General features: G+C 47.9%; 17 protein-coding genes. 9 read left to right on the forward strand and 8 right to left on the reverse strand.

Going from position 1 to position 20,411, the window contains the following annotated elements; translation table 11 throughout:
* The first annotated feature begins 532 nt into the window (after window positions 1–532).
* Entirely contained in the window at window positions 533–1,393 is an 861-nt protein-coding gene (locus tag EYB58_RS04400) for an NAD(P)-dependent oxidoreductase (RefSeq protein ID WP_111953469.1), read from the forward strand.
* Between the two features lie 135 nt (window positions 1,394–1,528).
* Here the strand turns inward: EYB58_RS04400 and EYB58_RS04405 are convergent, their stop codons facing one another.
* The 8 genes from EYB58_RS04405 to lnt all read right to left on the reverse strand — a co-directional run bounded on the left by EYB58_RS04405 (window position 1,529) and on the right by lnt (window position 9,329).
* Window positions 1,529–1,894 carry a CGGC domain-containing protein gene (locus tag EYB58_RS04405; RefSeq protein ID WP_111953467.1) on the reverse strand — a complete coding sequence of 122 codons (366 nt, stop codon included), beginning with the start codon at window positions 1,892–1,894 and terminating at the stop codon, window positions 1,529–1,531.
* Window positions 1,895–2,257: 363 nt separating this feature from the next.
* The gene (locus EYB58_RS04410; RefSeq protein WP_111953465.1) at window positions 2,258–2,641 is read right to left on the reverse strand and encodes a VanZ family protein; all 384 of its coding nucleotides are present in this window, start codon (window positions 2,639–2,641) and stop codon (window positions 2,258–2,260) included.
* 72 nt (window positions 2,642–2,713) lie between these two features.
* Complete coding sequence (yjgA, locus tag EYB58_RS04415; RefSeq protein WP_111953463.1) at window positions 2,714–3,244, reverse strand: ribosome biogenesis factor YjgA; 531 nt, start codon at window positions 3,242–3,244, stop codon at window positions 2,714–2,716.
* A 36-nt stretch (window positions 3,245–3,280) separates the two neighbouring features.
* Window positions 3,281–3,790: a hypothetical protein gene (locus tag EYB58_RS04420; RefSeq protein ID WP_165477748.1), complete on the reverse strand. Its 510-nt coding sequence runs from the start codon at window positions 3,788–3,790 to the stop codon at window positions 3,281–3,283.
* A gap of 137 nt (window positions 3,791–3,927) precedes the next feature.
* Entirely contained in the window at window positions 3,928–5,178 is a 1,251-nt protein-coding gene (locus EYB58_RS04425) for a thiolase family protein (protein ID WP_111953461.1), read from the reverse strand.
* A 759-nt stretch (window positions 5,179–5,937) separates the two neighbouring features.
* Window positions 5,938–6,495 (reverse strand): HD domain-containing protein, encoded by a 558-nt coding sequence (locus EYB58_RS04430; RefSeq protein WP_111953459.1) that lies wholly within the window; start codon window positions 6,493–6,495, stop codon window positions 5,938–5,940.
* A 170-nt stretch (window positions 6,496–6,665) separates the two neighbouring features.
* A protein-coding gene (gene prfB, locus EYB58_RS04435) for a peptide chain release factor 2 (protein ID WP_207309125.1) occupies window positions 6,666–7,770 on the reverse strand; the annotation gives its coding sequence in 2 pieces (ribosomal slippage) (window positions 6,666–7,700 and window positions 7,702–7,770; 1,104 coding nt in all).
* Entirely contained in the window at window positions 7,770–9,329 is a 1,560-nt protein-coding gene (gene lnt, locus EYB58_RS04440; RefSeq protein WP_111953457.1) for an apolipoprotein N-acyltransferase, read from the reverse strand. The genes prfB and lnt overlap by 1 nt, the downstream gene beginning before the upstream one ends.
* An 80-nt stretch (window positions 9,330–9,409) precedes the next feature.
* On the opposite strand from lnt, the gene EYB58_RS04445 reads away from it, so the two are divergent.
* The 8 genes from EYB58_RS04445 to EYB58_RS04480 all read left to right on the forward strand — a co-directional run bounded on the left by EYB58_RS04445 (window position 9,410) and on the right by EYB58_RS04480 (window position 20,187).
* The gene (locus EYB58_RS04445) at window positions 9,410–11,023 is read left to right on the forward strand and encodes a hybrid sensor histidine kinase/response regulator (protein ID WP_111953455.1); all 1,614 of its coding nucleotides are present in this window, start codon (window positions 9,410–9,412) and stop codon (window positions 11,021–11,023) included.
* Between the two features lie 121 nt (window positions 11,024–11,144).
* A complete protein-coding gene (locus EYB58_RS04450; protein ID WP_111953453.1) occupies window positions 11,145–11,597 on the forward strand; it encodes an Hsp20/alpha crystallin family protein in 453 nt (150 codons plus the stop codon).
* A gap of 102 nt (window positions 11,598–11,699) precedes the next feature.
* Entirely contained in the window at window positions 11,700–14,051 is a 2,352-nt protein-coding gene (gene lon / locus EYB58_RS04455) for an endopeptidase La (RefSeq protein WP_111953451.1), read from the forward strand.
* 17 nt (window positions 14,052–14,068) lie between these two features.
* Window positions 14,069–14,851, forward strand: coding sequence for a septal ring lytic transglycosylase RlpA family protein (locus EYB58_RS04460; protein ID WP_242637553.1), 783 nt, complete (start codon window positions 14,069–14,071; stop codon window positions 14,849–14,851).
* A gap of 162 nt (window positions 14,852–15,013) precedes the next feature.
* A complete protein-coding gene (gene gmhB, locus EYB58_RS04465) occupies window positions 15,014–15,589 on the forward strand; it encodes a D-glycero-beta-D-manno-heptose 1,7-bisphosphate 7-phosphatase (protein ID WP_111953449.1) in 576 nt (191 codons plus the stop codon).
* The gene (gene recD2, locus EYB58_RS04470) at window positions 15,586–17,727 is read left to right on the forward strand and encodes an SF1B family DNA helicase RecD2 (RefSeq protein WP_111953447.1); all 2,142 of its coding nucleotides are present in this window, start codon (window positions 15,586–15,588) and stop codon (window positions 17,725–17,727) included. The genes gmhB and recD2 overlap by 4 nt, the downstream gene beginning before the upstream one ends.
* Entirely contained in the window at window positions 17,724–19,055 is a 1,332-nt protein-coding gene (locus EYB58_RS04475; RefSeq protein ID WP_111953445.1) for a YdgA family protein, read from the forward strand. The genes recD2 and EYB58_RS04475 overlap by 4 nt, the downstream gene beginning before the upstream one ends.
* A 451-nt stretch (window positions 19,056–19,506) precedes the next feature.
* Window positions 19,507–20,187, forward strand: a complete 681-nt coding sequence (locus tag EYB58_RS04480) for an HAD hydrolase-like protein (protein ID WP_111953443.1) — start codon at window positions 19,507–19,509, stop codon at window positions 20,185–20,187.
* Window positions 20,188–20,411: the final 224 nt, after the last annotated feature.

Raw genomic sequence — 20,411 nt, forward strand, 5'->3', positions numbered from 1 at the left:
TGCCAGGCTCGGCTTTCATTCAGCGGGAGCCCTGGACAAATATCCGCGTTCTCAGATGTTTCCCGGGGAATAAAGATATTCCACCATCTGTTTTCGATATCTAATCTCATCATACACCTCCGTGTATCAAGATTCAATTTTTGATCCAGGCAAATGATGAATATGCCTCAATCCCATACAATAGTTCATAAAACGATTATTTCAATGTCGTAAAAAAACGTCAGTCCAGAGCTTGAGCTCCGGCTGGTATCGATCGGGATATGTGTCCACTCTCAACCCCTAAAGACCAATATGATCATATCCTTCGCCCCGGGCCAGACACCATGCCTTGCAGGCGATAATTTTTACTTAGCCCTTGGTTGGACTTTTTACGAATTCAGAACGGATTCAGCAATTATAATTGCTTTTTTTGGGAGACTCATGCATGAATAAACTATGCCAGGCACTGGAAAAATCAGCCCGGCCCACCGCACTACTAAGGAACGCAGATTAAAAAATATAACGACGATGCTGTTTTCAACAAGGGGGCAAAATGGAAGTCGCATTTATCGGACTGGGGATCATGGGCAGCCGAATGGCTGCAAATCTATTAAAAAAGAATAAAGCATTGACGGTTTTTAACCGGTCTGCCGGACCCATTCAAAAATTGGCAGCACAAGGAGCGATTGCAGCAGATTCATATCGAGATGCGGTGAAGGATGCCGAAGTTGTATTTACCATGCTACCCCTCCCGGAAGTGATTGAAACGGTCGCGTTTTCAAAGGATGGCTTTGTGCCGGAAATGAAGAAGAATGCGATCTGGGTGGATTGCTCAACCGTAAACCCCTCTTTTTCCAGAAAAAATTTTTTACGCGCAAAGAAGAGCGGCATCCGGTTCATGGATGCGCCGGTATCCGGAACAAAACCAAATGCAGAAAATGCAGACCTGACTTTCATTGTCGGTGCTGAAAAAAGTGACCTGGAAGCCGTCAGGCCTTTGCTGGAATATATGGGACAAAAAATTATGCATGTGGGAGAACCCGGTAAGGGTACGGCATTTAAAATGCTTGTAAATTCGCTGTTGGCCCAGTCTATGCTGGCCCTTTCGGAAAACATACTGCTGGGTGAGCAGCTTGGGTTCTCAAGGGATTTTTTACTGGATACCCTGCCGAAAATGTCGGTCTGTGCGCCGTTTACCCAGGCCAAGGCGGAAATGATCCGCAAAGACGATTTTGAAGTCCAGTTCCCTTTGGAATGGATGCACAAGGACCTGCACCTGGCTGCCTTGACTGCATATGAACAGGGCCAACCCCTGCCATTGGCAAACCTGGCAAAAGAACTTTATGCCGCTGCAAAACAAGACGGTTTAGGGCGGAAAGATTTTTCTGCAATTTATCAATTTATGAAAAACTGACCCGATCTTTGGACTTTGTTCAGGGACTCGGAGCAAATAAATGCCACATATTTTTCACCGTGGATACGAAAAAAAGACAAGTACATTTTTTGGAGGTATTCTTTCCGAGTCCCTTAATATTCACCTGAACGCTATTCAAGCAAAAATATTGTCCGGTTTATAGGGATGGGTGCCCTCGATGACTTCAACGCCTGATTTTGCCTTGATTTTTTTAATGATTGTATCTTTATGGGGACAGTGATCAATGATACAGGGGGCAATATGAATCTTGGTTACTTTTTCGCCCATGGGTTTGTTCCACAGGCTAACCTGGGCCAACCGGGTAACAATAGTGGCCCCTGGACAGTCACCGCAGTTGATCAACCCCATGATCTCAGCGTCCTGGTCTTTGTAAGCCGCGAATTCACCCTCTCTGCGGTTAAATCCAACCAGACATCTGCTGCATCCGATACAAACATCATCCATCGCTTTTTTACAACCAACAATTAATACTTTTTCCATTCCCATTCCTCCATTGGTGTTGGGGTTACAATTTTGATAAACCTCACAGGAAAGGACTTAAAGCAATGCCCGTGCCATATAAAAAACAATAACAAGGTAGATAAAATTAATTTATATTTTCAATATCTTATATATGCATTGTGATGAGTCACATTTTCCCGAAACAAAAACTTGATCATCAACCGGGCCCATTAAGTCGCACAGATGCAACTTTTCATTTCAGCAGGCCCAATGAAAACAGGCCCCATGACCTGGTATTGGCTTTCAATTGGGTCCTTCTGCAGTGCTGATCCTCGGCCCGGATGGTTACAAGTATTTCCGATGAGTAACGCCCGGATTAATCTGTTTTTAGCCTTTGAAATTTTATGAATTATTCACGGACTGCTTTGCGTGTTTTGCAGATATTTTAAAGTTAATCAGCCAGGCAATAATCGCTCCGCAAATTACACCTCCAGAATTTGCAAATATATCCATCCATTCTCCATAACGATTTATAAACGGTTGAATAAGTTCAATGGCGCCACTGTATAAAATAAAAAACAAACCCAATATGACCCAATTAGCGGGCTTACGAAGTGCTGTCGGTAACATGAGCATAGCGTAGGCAATGAAATGGTGCGTTTTATCTGTGCCGGGTGCCGGCGGTAAAGCATCTAACGGCAAAAGAGAAAAAACCGTAATTGTTGTTAAAATAACCAATGTTAAGGCTTTCCATCGTTTTTTGATTTCATCTACAAATCTTTTCATTCGACTTTGTTTTTTAACATCAATAAATATTCTCTGATCTTAGGACCATGGCAACAATAAAATTTAATGGTCCTAAATCCGGGCAATTATCTCTTTCAATGCCTGAAACGATTTTAATTTTTTTTTCTGACTGGATATCTCTTTATTTGCATTTCTGATCAGCTGTCTTAAGCGCTGGCGGTCCATGTCAGGGACGGCTGACAGGATTGTTTCCATGGTGTCGTCATCCCCGGTCAGCAGCCTGTCTAAAACCACCTGAATGTCCTTTTCTATTTGTGGATCAATTTCGGATTTGGGCCTGTAAATACCGGTGGGAGCAATTTTCAGCTGTTCAATTGCGGCCAGAAGGGGTTCCGGGTCCACCTGCCTCATCAGGGTGCCAATATACTGTCGGTGGCGTCTGCCCGCCACATTGGCGGTGATGGATTTTGCTTCTACCAGGGCCTTGAACAGTTCGGGATCAAGGTCAAGCCGCTCAAGCTGATCAACGGAAAGTAGGCTTAAATCCTCTCCAAGCTTTTGAAGGTTTTCGGCCATCTTTTTTTTCTGTGTTTTGCTTAAGGGCAGTGGCGCATCGGGCGTGTTGTCTGGGGATAAAGTCATTGGTATAATTTTTTATCTGTAAAATGGGTTGCAGGTTCAATGGGTGGTGTTGTGTTGTGTTTTCATCCGGGTGCGATAAAATGTTTCCTGGATTATGAAGGCATCTGAACAGGCTCTGTGCCGGGTCAGCGCCATGGAGGCGATAATACTGTCCTTGGTGGTGTGCCATATTTCCATCTGGGGTTCGGTCAGTATGCATTCCAGGGGACTGATGGTGAAGGCCTGGCGGATACCGGCCTCGGAAAAAAGCCGGGTCACCCAGAGTTTGTCCGTCACCCATCCATCCGAATAAACGGTCAGGCCTTTCAAAACACGGTTTAATCCCTTGGCCACGTAATTCAGGGGTTTACCGTATTTAATCAGAACTTCCCGGGAAATGTGGTGAGTGTCCTGGGCTGCCGTGTCCCAATGGGTCCAACGGTCCGCCGGGAGAATCAGGCTACAGTATCTGTTCTCTCCTTCAAGGGCCAATCCGATTTCAATGGGATAGGATTCGCAGCCAAGGCCCGATGATTCCACATCCACGATAAAAGGTCTAAACGGCATGATATTTTTCTTTTTTTTCATTGGGGCAATAAATCGCAAAATGGTAAGGAGTATTGTTAATATCTACGCTTTTCCAAGTAAAAAGGCAAATCCTTTTACTCGTCTTGACGATTTAAGCGACCCGGAAAAAATAAAATTCACAGCATCTCGATGGCACAGGCCATGGAGACCCCGCCGCCGCCGCAAAGCGTTGCAAGGCCTAAGCTCTTGCGTTTGTGTTTCATGGCATAGATCAACGTGGTCATGATCCGGGCGCCTGTGGAGCCGATAGGATGCCCTAAACCAATGCCGGACCCGTTGATATTGGTGATCTCCCGGTTAAGATTCAGCTCTTTTTCGCATCCCAGGTACTGGGCGGCAAAGGCTTCATTCACCTCAACCAGGTCAAAATCATTGATTGTAATGCCGGATTTTGCCATCAGGTTCTTGACCGCCGGAACCGGAGAAAGCCCCATGACAGAAGGATGGCAGGCTCCCATGCCTGTGGCTTTGATTTTTGCAATGGGAGTAAGCCCCAATTCTTTGGCTTTGTCTGCGGACATGATCACCATGCCCGTGGAACCGTCATTAATACCCGAAGCATTACCGGCAGTGACCTTTCCGGTTTTGGGAACAAATGCCGGGGGCAAGGCGGCAAGTTTTTCCAGGGTTATGCCGGGCCTGAAATGTTCGTCCTTGTCAAAGATGATGGGGTCTTTCTTACGCTGGGGCACTTCAACGGGAACGATTTCATCGGCAAAACTGCCGTCGTTGGTGGCCCGTTCCGCATTGTTATGGGAACGAAGCGCCACCTCGTCCATCTCCTCCCTGCTGATATCCAGAAGCTGGGCAACGAACTCCGCCGTATGGCCCATAATATATGGTTTGCCCAAAAAATTAGAGGCCGGGGCCTGGGTGGTGTCCACAGGAGAAGTTTCATCAAAGGGCAGAATATTTGAGCCACAATACAGAGAATGGATCAGGGCATCCACAAAATTGGCATCCTGGAGACGACATCCCCAGCGGGCTTTGGGCACGGCATAGGGGACGCCGGACATGTGCTCGGTACCGCCTGCCAGGATCACATTGGCCATGCCGGCCTGGATCATGGCCATACCGGACAGAACCGCTTCCATGCCTGAAATACACACCCGGTTGATGGTAACAGCAGGGACCGTGTCCGGAATACCCGCCATAAGCGCACCCACCCGGGCGGTGTTCAGGGTATCGTGGTGTTCCATACAGGTGCCGTAGCGAACGTCATCAATGATAGCAGAATCAATACCTGCCCGTTTAACAGCCTCTTTCATGGTAATGCCCGCAAGGTAGGCGCCGTTCAGGTCTCTTAATGTGCCGCCGAAAGCGCCGATGGCAGTGCGGCAGGCTGATACAATGACAACGTCTTTCATAAAATATCCTTTTTTCGGTTAAATAATTCTCCCCATTCGCTCATTTTAAATCTGAAAAAATTATTTTTGCATGGAGGGCTTGCAATCGTTAAGACTCATCATACTTTTGTGAAAAATTCAGCTGTCGTTTCCTTTTTTTATTTTAACTTAACGGTGCTAAAATAACGGATTCGACATCAAAAGATCAAGATATTTTCAACAACTGACCTCGTTATTTTCATTGAGTCTTGGTCCTGATTTTTGGACAGTAAAGGTGGTTAATTAGTTTGTAAAACACTTTAAAACGGATATAACGGCCATGGGCCGACCTGGTTTATAAATACCCAGGCACAGCCCACAACAAAGGTTGAAAGATCTGAGTAACTTACCCAGACTTTCATATAAAAAATAATTAACACGTAATCAGAGCCAAGAAAGATCAATACGTAATGGCCTTAGGCGATAAATTCAATTTCGGCCCGGCCTATATCCTGCGGACGGCTGGTTTCGCCAAAACGTTGCTCATTATGGTCTGAAAGGGGTCACTGATGATCCCGCGATCATCGGCGAAGATCTGAAGGACAACGAAGCCTATGGTCTATTTGGCGTGATCGGATTTAAAATGAATGATATGAGCGGTAACGATAAAGGTAGTGAGCTTTACTACGGCATGAAGTTCCAGATCAATTTCTAAAAAATCAGCCTTCGACGTAAAAAAACGTCGAGATAAAACTCAAAGCCCAGATCGGCATTCTTTTGCCGGTCGGGGCTCTTGCTACTTTAATAAATACCAAACTCATCGGCCCAGGCGGAAAACCGTTTTGCATGGCCCAAATTAAGTTTGGCAAGGGATTTTTCAATCTTTTGTCGGGTCATGACGTTATCTCGTTTCTTCGGGCTCTTTGAATAAAATTTATCTGCGCAACAGATGATTTTTTCTTCCAAGGTAACAGGCACCATGTCCCGGTGAGGCAGAGGCAAATCCGCTTCAATAATATTTTCAAGGGTGATGCCGGCTCCGGTATGACGTTCGGACACAAGACCAAATTGCCGGGGCAAACCCAACCCGTCTAAGAGTTCACGTCCAAGGTATCCGTGACACACATAAGGATATTTACCCGCACAGCCGATTTCCTGGGAACGGGTCTTAAAAATACCAATATCATGGAGCATGGCTGCTTTTTCTATGAAATCCATGTCCAGGTGCAGGTGGGCAAGGCCCTTTGCGATCTCCAGGCTTTTTGCGGCGACTTTTGTGCTATGTTCCACCAGAACAGCAAAAAGTTCTGAGTCAGAATCATAAAACTGACTGATGATTTTAAATGGGTCAATCGGCATAAAAATCTCAAAATCCTTCTGTTAGTTAGTGCCTGAACGGAAACCCGTATTTGGACGAAAAATTGTCCAGGTGCAAGGCGCAGAAAAATTTAAAACCGGAACAACCTCATGGTTGTGAGGATTTTACATTTTTTTGCAACGCCGCAGATGGGTGCTGTTTCGTTCAAATACTAGTTATTCAGGGAGCCGGACATCAGCACCCCCTCAATAAACGGATCAAGATCACCGTCCAGCACCCGGTCCACATCCCCGATTTCAAGGTCGATACGATGGTCTTTTACCATTCTGTAGGGATGCAGCACATAGGAGCGGATCTGGCTGCCCCAGGCATTGTCATCTTTGCCGTCATGCAGACTCTGCCTTTTTTGCTCCTGTTTCTGCTTTTCCAGCTGATAGAGCCGGGATTTAAGCACTTTCATGGCAATCTCCCTGTTCCGGTGCTGGGAAGATTCCTGCTGACACTGGACCACTACGCCCGAGGGAGCATGGGTGATACGTACAGCTGAACTGGTTTTGTTGACGTGCTGGCCGCCTGCCCCACTGGCCCGGTACACATCAATGCGCAGATCCCCTTCGTCAATGTCGATATTGATTTCGTCCTTGACCTCCGGATAGACAAAGACGGCAGCAAAAGAGGTTTGGCGTTTGCCGCTGGCATTGAAAGGGGAAATTCTTACCAGGCGGTGCACCCCGGATTCAGCTTTCATGAATCCGTAGCAGTTTGGGCCGGCAACATGGAGCGTTGCGCCCTTGATACCGGCTTCGTCTCCCTCCTGAAAATCAATGACCTGGCACTTGTACCCTTTTTTATCGATCCAGCGGGTATACATCCTGAACAGCATTTCCGCCCAGTCCTGGGAATCCGTTCCCCCGGCACCGGCATTGATGGAAACAATCGCGTCCCTGGCGTCGTCCTCTCCGTCAAGGGTAATCTCCAGGGAAAAACGCTTTACCTTTTTCTTCAACTGGGCCAGCATCTGAGCGGCTTCCTGCTCGGCCGCCTTGTCCGACTCCTCCCTTGCCAGTTCCAGCATCACCTCCACATCTTCAATTTCTGAAAATATGGCATTGCAGGTGTCAATAAGACCAGCGATGGCGGTGCGTTCTTTTAACATCTCGGTGGCTTTGTCCGCATCATTCCAGAAGTCCTCCCTGGCAATGAGCAGCTCAAGTTCCCGAAGCCGTTTTTCCTTTACAGGCAGGTCAAAGATACTCCTTAAGCCGGTTGGCTTTAGCAGTGATGGAAGAGATGATTTGTTTGTATTCTACACTCATTATAAAAGTCTCCTAATTTTTTTTCTCATGGGTTTTATCACACAAATCAGAAAGAATGCAACCAGGCAGGCTTTGGCGGCAAGGTCGCCGTGGCGGGTATAAAAGGATTTACCGGACATGACCGGGACCTGCCGGGTAAGGGCGCAGGTCGTAAAAATATCTGTTTTTTCCAAAATGGCACCGGAAGGATCAACGAATCCGGAAATGCCTGTGTTTGCCGCCCGGACCACACTGCGCCGGTTTTCAACAGCCCTGAACACGGCAATGGAAAAATGCTGAAGCGCAGCCTGGGTCCGACCGAACCAGGCATCATTGGTCATGGTGGTTAAAATATCTGCCCCATTGAGCACAAACTCTCTGGCAATATTGGGAAAAAGGATCTCAAAGCAGATTAATACCCCGGTTGTTCCCGTACCGAATTTTAACGGCACCACCCCGGTTTTCCCCTTTGAGAAATCACCGGCCCCGGCTGTCAGTTTTTGAGCAAACCAAAGCAGTTTTTTGAAAGGCACATACTCCCCAAAGGGCACCAGATGATGTTTGTCATAATAGCCTTTTGGCAGGGCAAGGGGGCTGAGCATGCAGGCTCGGTTGTAGTAGAGAAAACCCTGGTCCGAAGGCTGGGCCGCAGGGATGCCGATGAGAAAAAAGGTGCCTGCCTTTCTCACCAGGGCATCCACCCGGTTCGAGGGCACAGGATCCATGCCGTAGTAAAAGGGCACAGCCGTTTCCGGCCACACCACAAGATCGCAGGGGATCGCCTGGAGAGACAATCGGGAATACCGGTCTATAGTTTCAGTAATAAATGCTTTATCCCATTTCCGATCCTGGGAAATGTTGGCCTGGATAACCGAAATTTTCCGGGAAGGTGCGCCGTTGAGCTGTCCACGAATTTTTGCCAGTTCAAAATGGCCGTAAATAAAAGCGATACAAAGCAGCGCCATTCCAAGGCTTAAACCTGCCATATTTATTTTCCCAGGCCATGCCCTTTGGAAAAGGGCCTTAAAAGCTGTTACTATAATCCCGTTGGCAAGCACCAGTAGAAAGGAGATCCCTAAGACCCCGAAGGTGTCTGCCGTCTGGATCAAAATAAGGTTGGAATACTGGCTGTAACCCAGCACGCCCCAGGGAAAGCCGGAAAATAAATATGTCCTGATATATTCCAGGGCGACCCAGGCCACAGCCCCCCAAAATGGGACAAGGCCTTCAGGGACAGGTATCTTTTTCATCGCCAGGGCAAAAACGCCTGTATAAACGGACAAGTACAAAATCAGAAGCAACAGGCAGGACATGGCCGCTAAAGGGTTTAGGCCGCCGTATTTGCTCATGGTGGGACAAATCCAGTAAATCAGGGGCAGATAAAAACCGATCCCAGTGCCGATGCCTGTATAAAAGGCCTGCTTTGCATCCAGCCGGTCAATGGAAAGCCATAACGGGACCAGGGCAAAAAAGGCTACCGGATAAAAACCTGGCCCCGGGAATGCTGAAAAAAGCATTAGGCCGCTGGCCAATGCAGGAATAAGGGGTAATAAAGCGTTGTATATGGGTTTGAATTGCATTTTTGGTGACCTTAATTAAAAATTCTGGTATATTTATCAAATAATCCAAGCGCTCGTCAATTTTTGGAAGGCGGTGTTTTATGACCCAGGAGTATAATCGTACATCTTCTGATTCGCTTCTAATGCAACAGGACTGGCCTGACCAGGAGCCCCCTTGTTTTACGGGTTCAGATTTTTTTTCCCGGAAAAATATTAAAAACGTTTTAATCTACGCCCCTGTAGGTATCTGTATTCTTTACCACACCGGCATCTACTGGGCAAATCCCGCCTGTTACGCCATGACAGGCCACGAATATCTCAGCCTGGAAGGTAAATCCGCTCAAACCCTTTTCCCCACGAAGAAAGAATTTAAGCGTGTGTATAAAATATTTATCACAGACATTGACCGGACAGGATCAGCCATCGTTGACTCCCGGTTGTCACGGCTGGACGGTACCGCCTTTGACTGCCGCCTTCGGGCCTGCTGGCTGGACCCTGGTGACCATTCCCAGGGCCTGTTAGTCACAGTATCTGATATTACGGAAATCAAGTCCGGACAGATCAGAAAAAATCAGACCCGAAAAATGGAAGCGATTGGTGTGCTGGCCGGGGGCATTTCCCATGATTTTAACAATCTGCTCATGGCTATTCAGGGGCATTTATCCCTGATAGGGGTTAACGCAGACCGGCCGGAAAAAATCAGGGAGCATATCCGGCAGATGAACCGCCTGATTGAGGCGGCAGCTCAAATTACCGGTAATCTTTTAGGTTTTGCCGGCGGGGGCAAGTACCAGGTTGAACCCCTGGATATTAACCAGGTCGTGGATATCGCTCTCACTGTTCTCCAGCCGGGAAAAGAAAATATTGCCATTGAAAAAAAGCCGGCACCGAATCTTTACAAGGTAAGCGGGGACCGTTCCCAGCTTGAACAGGTGCTGCTCAATCTTCTGGTTAATGCTTCCCAGGCCATGGTGGATGGCGGCACACTTACCATAGAGACCCGGAATTTAACAATTAAGGATACCAACTTCTTTCATTTTGACGTGGCACCCGGTACTTACGTGGAAATTAGTATTCAGGATACCGGAATCGGCATGGATGAAGCCATTCAGAGAAAAATTTTTGACCCATTTTTCTCCACCAAAAGCCCCAAAGATATGAAAGGGCGGGGGTTAGGGCTGTCAACGGTGTTCGGCATTGTGAAAAATCACGGTGGATTTATCACCGTGGAGAGCAAAAAAGATGTCGGATCCCTATTCCGGGTAGCACTTCCCGGTTTGGCCCCCGGGGATGCTCAACGTATTGAAGAAGAGAGCGACGCCTTTGATCTGATGCCCAAAGGCGGGGAAACCGTTCTTATTGTGGATGACGAGAATGAAGTGCTCGAGGTGGGAGTAAGTCTTCTTGAAGCGTTAGGGTACCAGGCCCTCCAAGCCCGCAACGGTACGGAATGTCTGGACCTGGTAACAAAGCACCCGGACAAAATTGCGCTGGTCATTCTGGATCTGATCATGCCCATCATGGACGGCAAGGAGACGTTTGATCGGATTCGAAAACTGAATCCCGACATAAAGATACTTATTTCCAGCGGTGTCAGTATGGATGAAGAAATAAAGATGATGCTTCGTGACGGATGCCACGATTTTTTACAAAAGCCCTTTTCCATGGACAAATTTTCAAAGGTTATTCGCCGGATACTTGACAGATCTGCTTGATAACCATTTAATTTTTATAGTGCTTTACAACATTTCTGTCAGATGGTAATCTGATAAAATTGATTAAGGGACAGGTTAACAGCATTCAGGGTGAATCCCTTCCCATTATCAGGAGTATTTTATGGAACAAATAAAAATTCGATTTGGGAATCATATTGAAACACCGGCCACAGAAGAAAAATCTTTTGAAGAGATGTTTCAATCCGTTAATCCCATGTTTTGCTTTTCAAAACGGATCTGGAGACCCCAGATGGATATTTTTGAAACCAGGGATGAAATCATTATCCAGGCTGAAATAGCAGGTGTTTCCCAGGAGAACATGATTGTTGAACTGTCAGATAAGGCCGTAAAAATTTCCGGGGTACGTAAAAGCAGCCAACCTGATCCCACCGCCACCTACAGGCTTGCTGAAATACAATTCGGACGGTTTGAGCGGGTTCTGTATCTGCCCAGTGTCATTGACATGGAAAAAGTGTCTGCGTCATACGCCAACGGGTTTCTGGAATTAAAATTAGGAAAACAGCCCAAGATAAATTATTCTTCGAAACAAAAAATGCCCATTGATTTTTTATAACAACCATGGGATAGACCCAAGTCTATTGACGCCCGGGTATGAACCCCAAAAAAAAATGTAAAAACCCATGGATTAGGCGATTGTATACAAAAAGGAAAGCGAATGGATGAATTAAACCATCCCTCCGTCCCCATCACCACTGACGATATACCTGACGAACTACCCATTCTTCCCATAGTGGATACCAATCTGTTTCCCAAAATGGTGTTGCCCCTGGTTTTGATCCAGAAAGAGGCCATTAATCTGATTGACGATGCCATGTCCGGAAACCGTATGCTTGGCCTCCTGCTGTCCAAGCGTTCGGACATTGATTCCAGGCACACCGCCGACGACCTATGCCGCATTGGTACCGTCGCGGTAATTCTTAAAATGTCCAAGATGGAAGATGAAAAGGCCCAGCTGCTTATTCAGGGCCTGAACCGATTCAAAGTGGTAGAGTTCCTGGAAAACCGGGGTTATATGCATGCCGGCATTGCTGTTCTCAAAAGCCGTAACAACGAAAGGAACAAGGAAAACCGGGCACTGATGACCAACATTGTTGAACAGTACGAAAAGATCGTGGCGCTTTCGCCAGGTCTGCCTGCGGAAATAGGCCAGATGGTCAAGACCCTGCAGGAGCCCAGCGCACTTGCCGACATGGTCGCCTCCACCATCAATGCCCCTGTAAATGAAAAGCAAAAAGTCCTTGAGCTGATTGACGTGAATCGCCGTCTGAAAAAGGTCACCCGTATGGTCAATGATCAGCTTGATATTCTTGAAATGGGTTCTAAAATTCAAAATCAGGTCAGGGAAGACATGGACAAGCGCCAGCGCGAATATTACCTGCGCCAGCAGCTCAAAACGATTAAAGAGGAGCTTGGGGAAACCGATCAGGAATCCGTCGAAATCCGGGAATACAGAACCCTGATCAGGGATAATCCCATGCCCGAAGAGGCCACAAAAGAAGCACAGCGTGAACTGGAACGCCTTGCAAAGATGCACCCCTCATCCTCCGAATATGTCGTATCATCCACCTATCTTGACTGGCTGACCTCCCTGCCCTGGAATGAATATACCGAAAATAGGCTGGATATTGCCAGGGCCAGGAAAATTTTGGACCAGGACCATTACGGCCTTGAAAAGCCCAAAAAACGGATATTGGAATTTCTGGCCGTACGTAAACTCAAAAAAGACTCCAAAGGACCTATACTGTGCTTTGCCGGCCCCCCTGGTACGGGGAAAACGTCCCTGGGACAATCCATTGCCAGGGCCCTGGGCCGGGAATTTGTCCGCATTGCCCTGGGCGGTGTCAGAGATGAAGCTGAAATCCGGGGACATCGGCGAACCTATGTGGGGGCCATGCCGGGCCGGATCATCCAGCATTTAAGAACAGCCGGTAAAAAAAACCCCGTCTTCATGCTGGATGAAATTGATAAGGTCAGCTCCTCCTACCACGGAGATCCCTCATCCGCCCTGCTTGAGGTCCTTGATCCGGAGCAGAACCAAAATTTTGTTGACCACTACCTGGATGTACCCTTTGATTTGTCCGATGTCATGTTTTTGACCACAGCCAATGTGCTGCATACCATTCCACCACCCCTGCGGGACAGAATGGAGGTTCTGGAGCTTACCGGATACACCCAGGAAGAAAAGCTTAAAATTGCCACCCGGTATATTATCCCCAAACAGCGGGAGGCCAACGGCATCAATTCAGGCCAGATCAAAATAACCCCAGGCGCGGTCAAACAGATTATTTCCGGATATACCAGGGAATCAGGTTTACGCAACCTGGAACGTCAGATCGGCGCCATATGCCGGGGAGTTGCCGCTAAAATCGCCGAAGACCAGGTGGAAAATTTGACCATTGGCCGAAAGGAAGTTCCCGAATATTTAGGCCCCATCCAGAACATGCCTGATATGGCCACCCGGATTAAAACCCCAGGCGTGGCCGTGGGTCTTGCCTGGACCCCTGTGGGTGGTGAGGTGCTTTTTGTGGAAGCCGTGGCCATGAAAGGCGGCAAGGGCCTAACGCTCACCGGACAGCTTGGGGATATCATGAAGGAATCTGCGTCTACCGCGTTAAGCTTCATTCGATCCAATGCCGACCGACTGGCTGTGGATGACACCTTTTTTGATACCCATGATATCCACATTCATGTGCCTGAAGGATCCATCCCCAAGGATGGCCCCTCTGCCGGGGTGACCATGCTTACCACCCTTGCCTCCCTGCTCACCAAAAGAAAAGTAAAATCCCGGCTGGCCATGACCGGAGAAATTACCCTCAGGGGTGAGGTGCTGCCTGTGGGAGGCATCAAGGATAAAGTAATTGCGGCTCACAGGGCCGGAATCCGATCCTTGATTCTGCCGCTTTGGAATAAAAAAGATATGGAAGATGTTCCGGAGCATATTAAATCCACCATGACTTTCTATTTTACCGATAAAATGAAAGATGTTATTAAGACCGCCTTGGAATAAAAAAAAGGATATTCTGTATGAATTATACGATCCGGACATTAATGCCGGCCCTTATTTTCTGCCTTGCGGTTGCCGTTGCCGGATGCGGTGCCGGAAGCTATGATTCCGACCATAGCCGCTATGGGGATAAACGATACAGTGGAACCAAACCCACCCAGCGCCCCTATCGCATTGCAGGAAAACACTATTATCCCATGCCTTCGGCCAACGGATATGTGGAAAAAGGACGCGCCTCCTGGTATGGCAGAAAATTCCACGGACGAAAAACATCCAACGGCGAAACCTACAACATGAACGCCATGACCGCAGCTCACAAAACCCTTCCCATGAACACATGGGTCAGGGTTGAAAACCTGGACAACGGCAGAAAGATTACGGTGCGCATCAATGACCGGGGACCCTTTGTGGCCGGCAGAATCATAGATCTGTCATATAAGGCGGCCCGACACATTGGTATCGTCGGGCCCGGCACAGCCCGGGTACAGGTGACGGCCCTTGGAAAGGCCACGGCCTATTCCAAGAAAGACCACACCCCTGTGAACTTTAAACCCGTGGATTACTGGAAAGGCAATTTTACGGTGCAGGTGGGGGCATTCAAGGTGAGGCGTAATGCGGAAAGATATCGAATCAAATTGTCTAAGGACTATCTTAATGCCCATATTGTTCCCTATGTGGATGACCGGGGGCAATTTCACCGGGTGAGGATCGGTAAATTCAACAACCTCGATGATGCCGTGACGTTCAGCCAAAGACTTATGACCAGGGAAGGTTTTACGCACGCCTTTGCCGTAGCCGAGTAGCTAGTGTTTGAACCAAAAGTCACCCACCTGCGGCGTTACAAAAAAATTTGCAATCCTCACAACCATGAGGTTGCTCCGGTTACAAATTTTTCTGCGCCTTGCATATAGGCAACTTTTCATTCAAACACAGCAGCCAAGAGTTAGGAAAAAAGCTAAAAAGCAATGAAGGAATATACAGTTTTTCTGGACCGGGACGGTGTGATCAACCATGATTCCGACGCCTATATCAAAAATCCGGACGAATTCCATTTCATCTCCAAAAGCCCAGACGCCATTGCCCTTTTGAACGCCAAAGGGTTTCAAGTGATTCTGATCACCAATCAATCGGCCGTGGGCCGCGGCATGATATCCAGGCCGACCTTTGATGCCATTTTAAAAAAAATGACCCACGGGGTGGAACAGGCCGGTGGCCGGGTCAAGGATATATTTTTCTGCCCCCATACCCCGGATCAGGGGTGCGACTGTCGAAAACCCAAGCCCGGAATGATTCTTCAGGCCGTGGCATGCCATGGCATTGATGTGAAGAAAGCCTTTATGATAGGAGATTCCGCCAAAGATATTGAGTGCGGGAAAAATGCCGGGTGTGCCAAAACCATCCTGGTTAAGACCGGCAACGGAGAAAAGGCCCTGGCCGCTTTGACGAAAAAAGGCATTGCACCCGATTTTTTTGCCAAGGATCTTTACGAAGCCGCCTGCTGGATAACCGATAATTTTCCTTGCGGTAATATGGCTTCATGATTACCATCAGCGGAACCCTGTCCCGGATTACATTCCAGAACCCGGAAAATCATTACACCGTGTGCCGTGTGGCCGTGCCCAAAGTGGCCGATGCCATCACCGTGGTCGGTCATCTGCCCGGGGTGGCCCAGGGTGAACGACTCAAACTCAAAGGCACATGGAGCAGCCATCCCAAATATGGAGAGCAGTTTAAGGCTGAGGCCTTTGAAGTCACCCTGCCCTCCTCCATGGCAGGTATTCGAAAATACCTAAGCTCGGGTATTATTCCCGGTATTAACCAGGAGCTGGCCGACAGGATCGTGGATACCTTTGGAGAACAGACCCTGGAAATCATTGAAAATGAGCCGAACCGGCTTCTTGATGTATATGGGATCGGCAAAACCAAACAAAAAATGATTGAAACGGCCTGGAATACCCACCACGCCGTGCGACGGGTCATGGAGATGCTGCAGGGCACCCCCATTGATTCGGCCAAAGCCGCAGCCATCCTTAAAACATATGGGAACCACGCCCTGGAGGTGTTGACGCAAGATCCCTTTCGCATTGCCCGGGACATTCCTGGCATTGGGTTTGCCGCTGTGGATGAATTGGCCAGGCAGCTTGGCACGGAATGCCAGGCAGAAGAAAGGCTTAAAGCCTGTCTGTTCTGCCGCTTGGTGGACCTGGAACAGGACGGCCATGTGTTTGAAAAAAAAGAGGATCTGATCCGAACCTGTGCCCAAAGGGCGGGGGTGTCCGGGGAACAGCTTTTAGATGCGCTCGGGCATCTGGATGCGGATAACGAGATCGTACTTGAAAAGGACAGGGTATATCTTGCAGCGTTACATAAGGCTGAAGCCGGGATTTCCCGCCGGATCAAGGCGTTTTTATCGATGCCCAATCCTGATGTCCACGTTGACGAAGAGTCAATCCAGGGGCAGGTGCTTTCTTCCATGGCCGTTCAGTTGTCCCAGGAGCAGTTGGATGTGGTGACCCGGATTATGGGTCAGAAAGTTTCCATCATCACCGGCGGTCCAGGTACAGGGAAGACGACCCTGATAAAGGCATTGTGCGTTGTATTCAAAACGCTTCGTCTGAAGGTGATGCTTTCCGCCCCCACGGGGCGGGCTGCCCGGCGTCTATCCGAAGTGACCGGGCGGGGGGCCAAAACCCTTCACAAGCTTTTGGGCTTTAACCAGGACACGGATTCCTTTGAACATGATTTTACCAATCCTTTGGACCTGGACCTTCTGGTGGTGGATGAAGCGTCCATGGTGGACACCCAGCTCATGTATCGTCTGTGCGAGGCCCTGCCGGCCGGAGCGGGTCTAATTCTGGTGGGAGACACCTTTCAGTTGCCTTCTGTGGGGCCGGGTAATGTATTGTCAGATATTATTGATTCGGCACAGGTGGCGGTGTTTCCCTTGACCCGGATTTTCCGCCAGGCCCAAAAAAGCCCCATTGTCATGCATGCCCACAGTATCCGAAACGGGCAGATGCCGGACATCAAATCGGCAACCCCGGATCAGCCCTCCCAATTTTATTTTATTGAAACCAGCACACCGGCCCGTGTGGCTGACACCATCTGTGAACTGTGCGCCCAAAGAATTCCCAAGGCATTTCCCCACATCCGGGAAACCCAGGTGCTCACCCCCATGCACCGGGGAGAGGCCGGCACCATCAGCCTGAACCAGCGGCTGCAGGCGGTTTTAAATGATGCGCCCGGCGGTATTGAGTCCCATGGCCACACCTTTAAGAACGGTGATAAGGTCATGCACCTGAAAAACAATTATGACAAAGAGGTGTTCAACGGGGATATCGGCCGGGTGATAGAGGCGGACAAATCCACGGGCGAGGTGCTTGTGGATTACGAGGGCAGAATCGTTGCCTATGATCTGCCGGAACTGGATGAACTGACCCTGGCCTATGCGGTCTCGGTTCATAAATCCCAGGGCTCGGAATATGATGCAGTTATCATTGCCCTGACCACAGCCCATTTTCCGCTTCTGCAGAGAAATCTGCTGTATACGGCCATGACCCGTGGAAAGTTTCTTGTCATTATTGTGGGATCCACCCGGGCCTTTACAACGGCCTTTGACAATAACAGGACCGCTCTGCGACGGTCCGGACTGAAAGAGCGTCTCAAGGAAAACTTATGAAAAAATTATGGATCATTTTAATCTGCCTGGCTGTTGTCTGTGCTACCGGCCTGCCCATTGCCAACGGCATCATCATGGAACGTACGATTAAATCAGCGGTTGAGGAGAATAACAATAAAGCGGCCAGAACCGGAACAGATCTTAGAATCAAAATTCTCAAATACGACCGGGGCCTGTTTTCGTCCCGCGTAAAGTGGTCCATTGAAAATCCCGGCGGGTTCCCCGGCAGCGAGATAGCGCAGGTGGTGCTGGTAAACCAGGGGACACACGGTTTTTTCAGTGTGAATTCACACACAAGCCTTCAAGAGAATCCCTGGTACGTGCAATGGGTGAACACCCATCTAAAGGGCAAAGATCCCTTGTCCATCCAGACTCAATATTCCCTTGCAGGCACCATGGGTTCCACAATACATATGAACGCCTTCTCCTTTGAAGATAAGGGAAAAATGATTGATATTCATGCCCTGGATCTTGACGTTTCCACGGGAAAGGGGTTTGAAACCCTGGATGCAAAAGGCCGGTGGGAAGGATTATCCCAGGGCAGTGAATTTGTGATGGGACCGGTGACGTTTACATCTGATCTGTACCAGCTCACAGACATAATCTGGGCCGGAAAAAATACATTTTCAGTGGAACAGCTGAAAATAAATGACGGGAAATCAGATCCTGTAAATCTTTCAGGACTCACCTCTAATTTCAGCACAAGTGCGTCCGAGGATAAAAGAGTACTGACCATGGTCATGGATTTTCATGTGGACCGTATTGAACTAGGGGGCAAGCCTTTATCCAACTGGGCTGCCACCCTTAAGCTGAAACAAATTGATACGGCGTCCTTTGAACAAGGTATAGCCCTGTATTCAGACATTATGACCCAGACAGGCCAACGCCTCGAAAAAGAAGGGGGAGATCCCGGTAATTTCCAGACAAGCGTAAAGGAAGAAATGGCCCGGAACACGCCACAACTCATGTCCACATTAAAAGGGCTGCTTAAAAAGGATCTGGGCATAGAAATCATCGGCCTGGATATCGCGCTGCCCGAGGGAAAGGTAACCGGAGAACTGGACCTTAACTTGAAAAAGGATTTGGACCCCTCGAACATTTTTATTTTTGCCATGCAGCCGGACATGCTATTTTCATTTTTTAACCTGGACGCTCAACTCAGTCTGCCCTATGCCCTTGCAGGCGGTATCCCTAATCTAACGAAACCGCTGTTCCCGGGAATGACCACCGGATTTTTTGTGATTGAAGGGGACCTTTTATCACTTGATATGCACATCAAGGAAGAAAAACTGTTTCTCAACGGACACCAGGTGGTACTGAATCAGTAGGTATCGCGGCTCGGAATAATTCAGGCCGGGCTCACTTTATGCGTTAATAAAATTTGAATCTGACATCATAGGGTATTTTGAGCCGTCCCTCGAAACTGCCTATTTTCATTAAATGTAGCAGCAGATCACCAATAAAAAAATCCACCCCCTTTGCAATAAAGGCTTTGGGCAAAAAGAATAGACAGATTGTGGGCTTTCTAAAATCGTTTTCCAATGCTAAAATCCACTTGGTAGCACCTCTTGAATGTACCATCTGCAGGAAAAACCTGATAACAAAATTCCAAGCCGTTCATGACGAAAGATAAATCAAAAAGGAACTGAAATGGGGACTGAAATTAAGATCAGAGGATACTGGAAACGGTGAACCGGATTCCGGTGTTTGAAGAATAAACCCCATCGTTGGGGTTTTTAGAATGTATTGAAAACTCATGGACAGATAAAGCAGGCAACAATGATTGAAAATATCTTTTTTGATTTGGATGGAACCTTGACAGACCCTAAAGAAGGGATAACTCGTTGTATACAATTCGCTCTTGAGGAATTCGACGTGGAGAGACCTCATGCAGATCAGCTTACCTGGTGTATCGGCCCACCACTCAGAGACTCTTTTTCTAAAATATTGGAAACCACCGATAAAGATAAAATTAAACATGCTTATACCACTTACCGAAAACGGTTTGCAGATAAAGGGCTGTATGAAAACAGAGTCTATCCAGACGTTCATAACTCCCTTAATCTGATTAAAAAATCAGGGTTCAAGATTTTCCTTGCCACTTCAAAACCTGGAATATATGCAAAACAGATACTTGATCATTTTGACCTCTCCAAATATTTCAACAAGGCTTATGGAAGCAACCTGAATGGTTCTCTGACTGATAAAGGTAAGCTGATAGCCCATATTCTCAAAACCGAAAACCTTGATCCAGGAAAGACTGTCATTGTCGGAGATAGGCTTTATGACATCGCTGGTGGTAAAAAGAACGGAATCATGACAGCAGCTGTCACATATGGCTATGGGAGCCAGGAAGAAATCACCTCATCGAAACCAGATATTATATTTGACGCATTTTCTGACCTGTTACCTTTTCTGAAAATAACCACACCGACAAGAGCCGAGTGCCACCAACGGTGAAGGAGAATATTTGATTTTCTAATTTCATTCTGACGTCTACCCGACCTGACTCTCAATCGAGGCTTTGCTCCCATAAAATTTTACAGTGCTGAGCTTTAACAAAAGTATCGAACTCCTGTGAATAAAAGAATCCAGTCCTCAATCACAGACATAAGTGTCGTTCCCCTATTCCTCAAAAATTCTGGTTCTTTGCGATTTTAACTTTTCAAAATCTGCGGCTTGTC

It is taken from the genome of Desulfobacter hydrogenophilus, from assembly GCF_004319545.1.
GTDB lineage: Bacteria > Desulfobacterota > Desulfobacteria > Desulfobacterales > Desulfobacteraceae > Desulfobacter > Desulfobacter hydrogenophilus.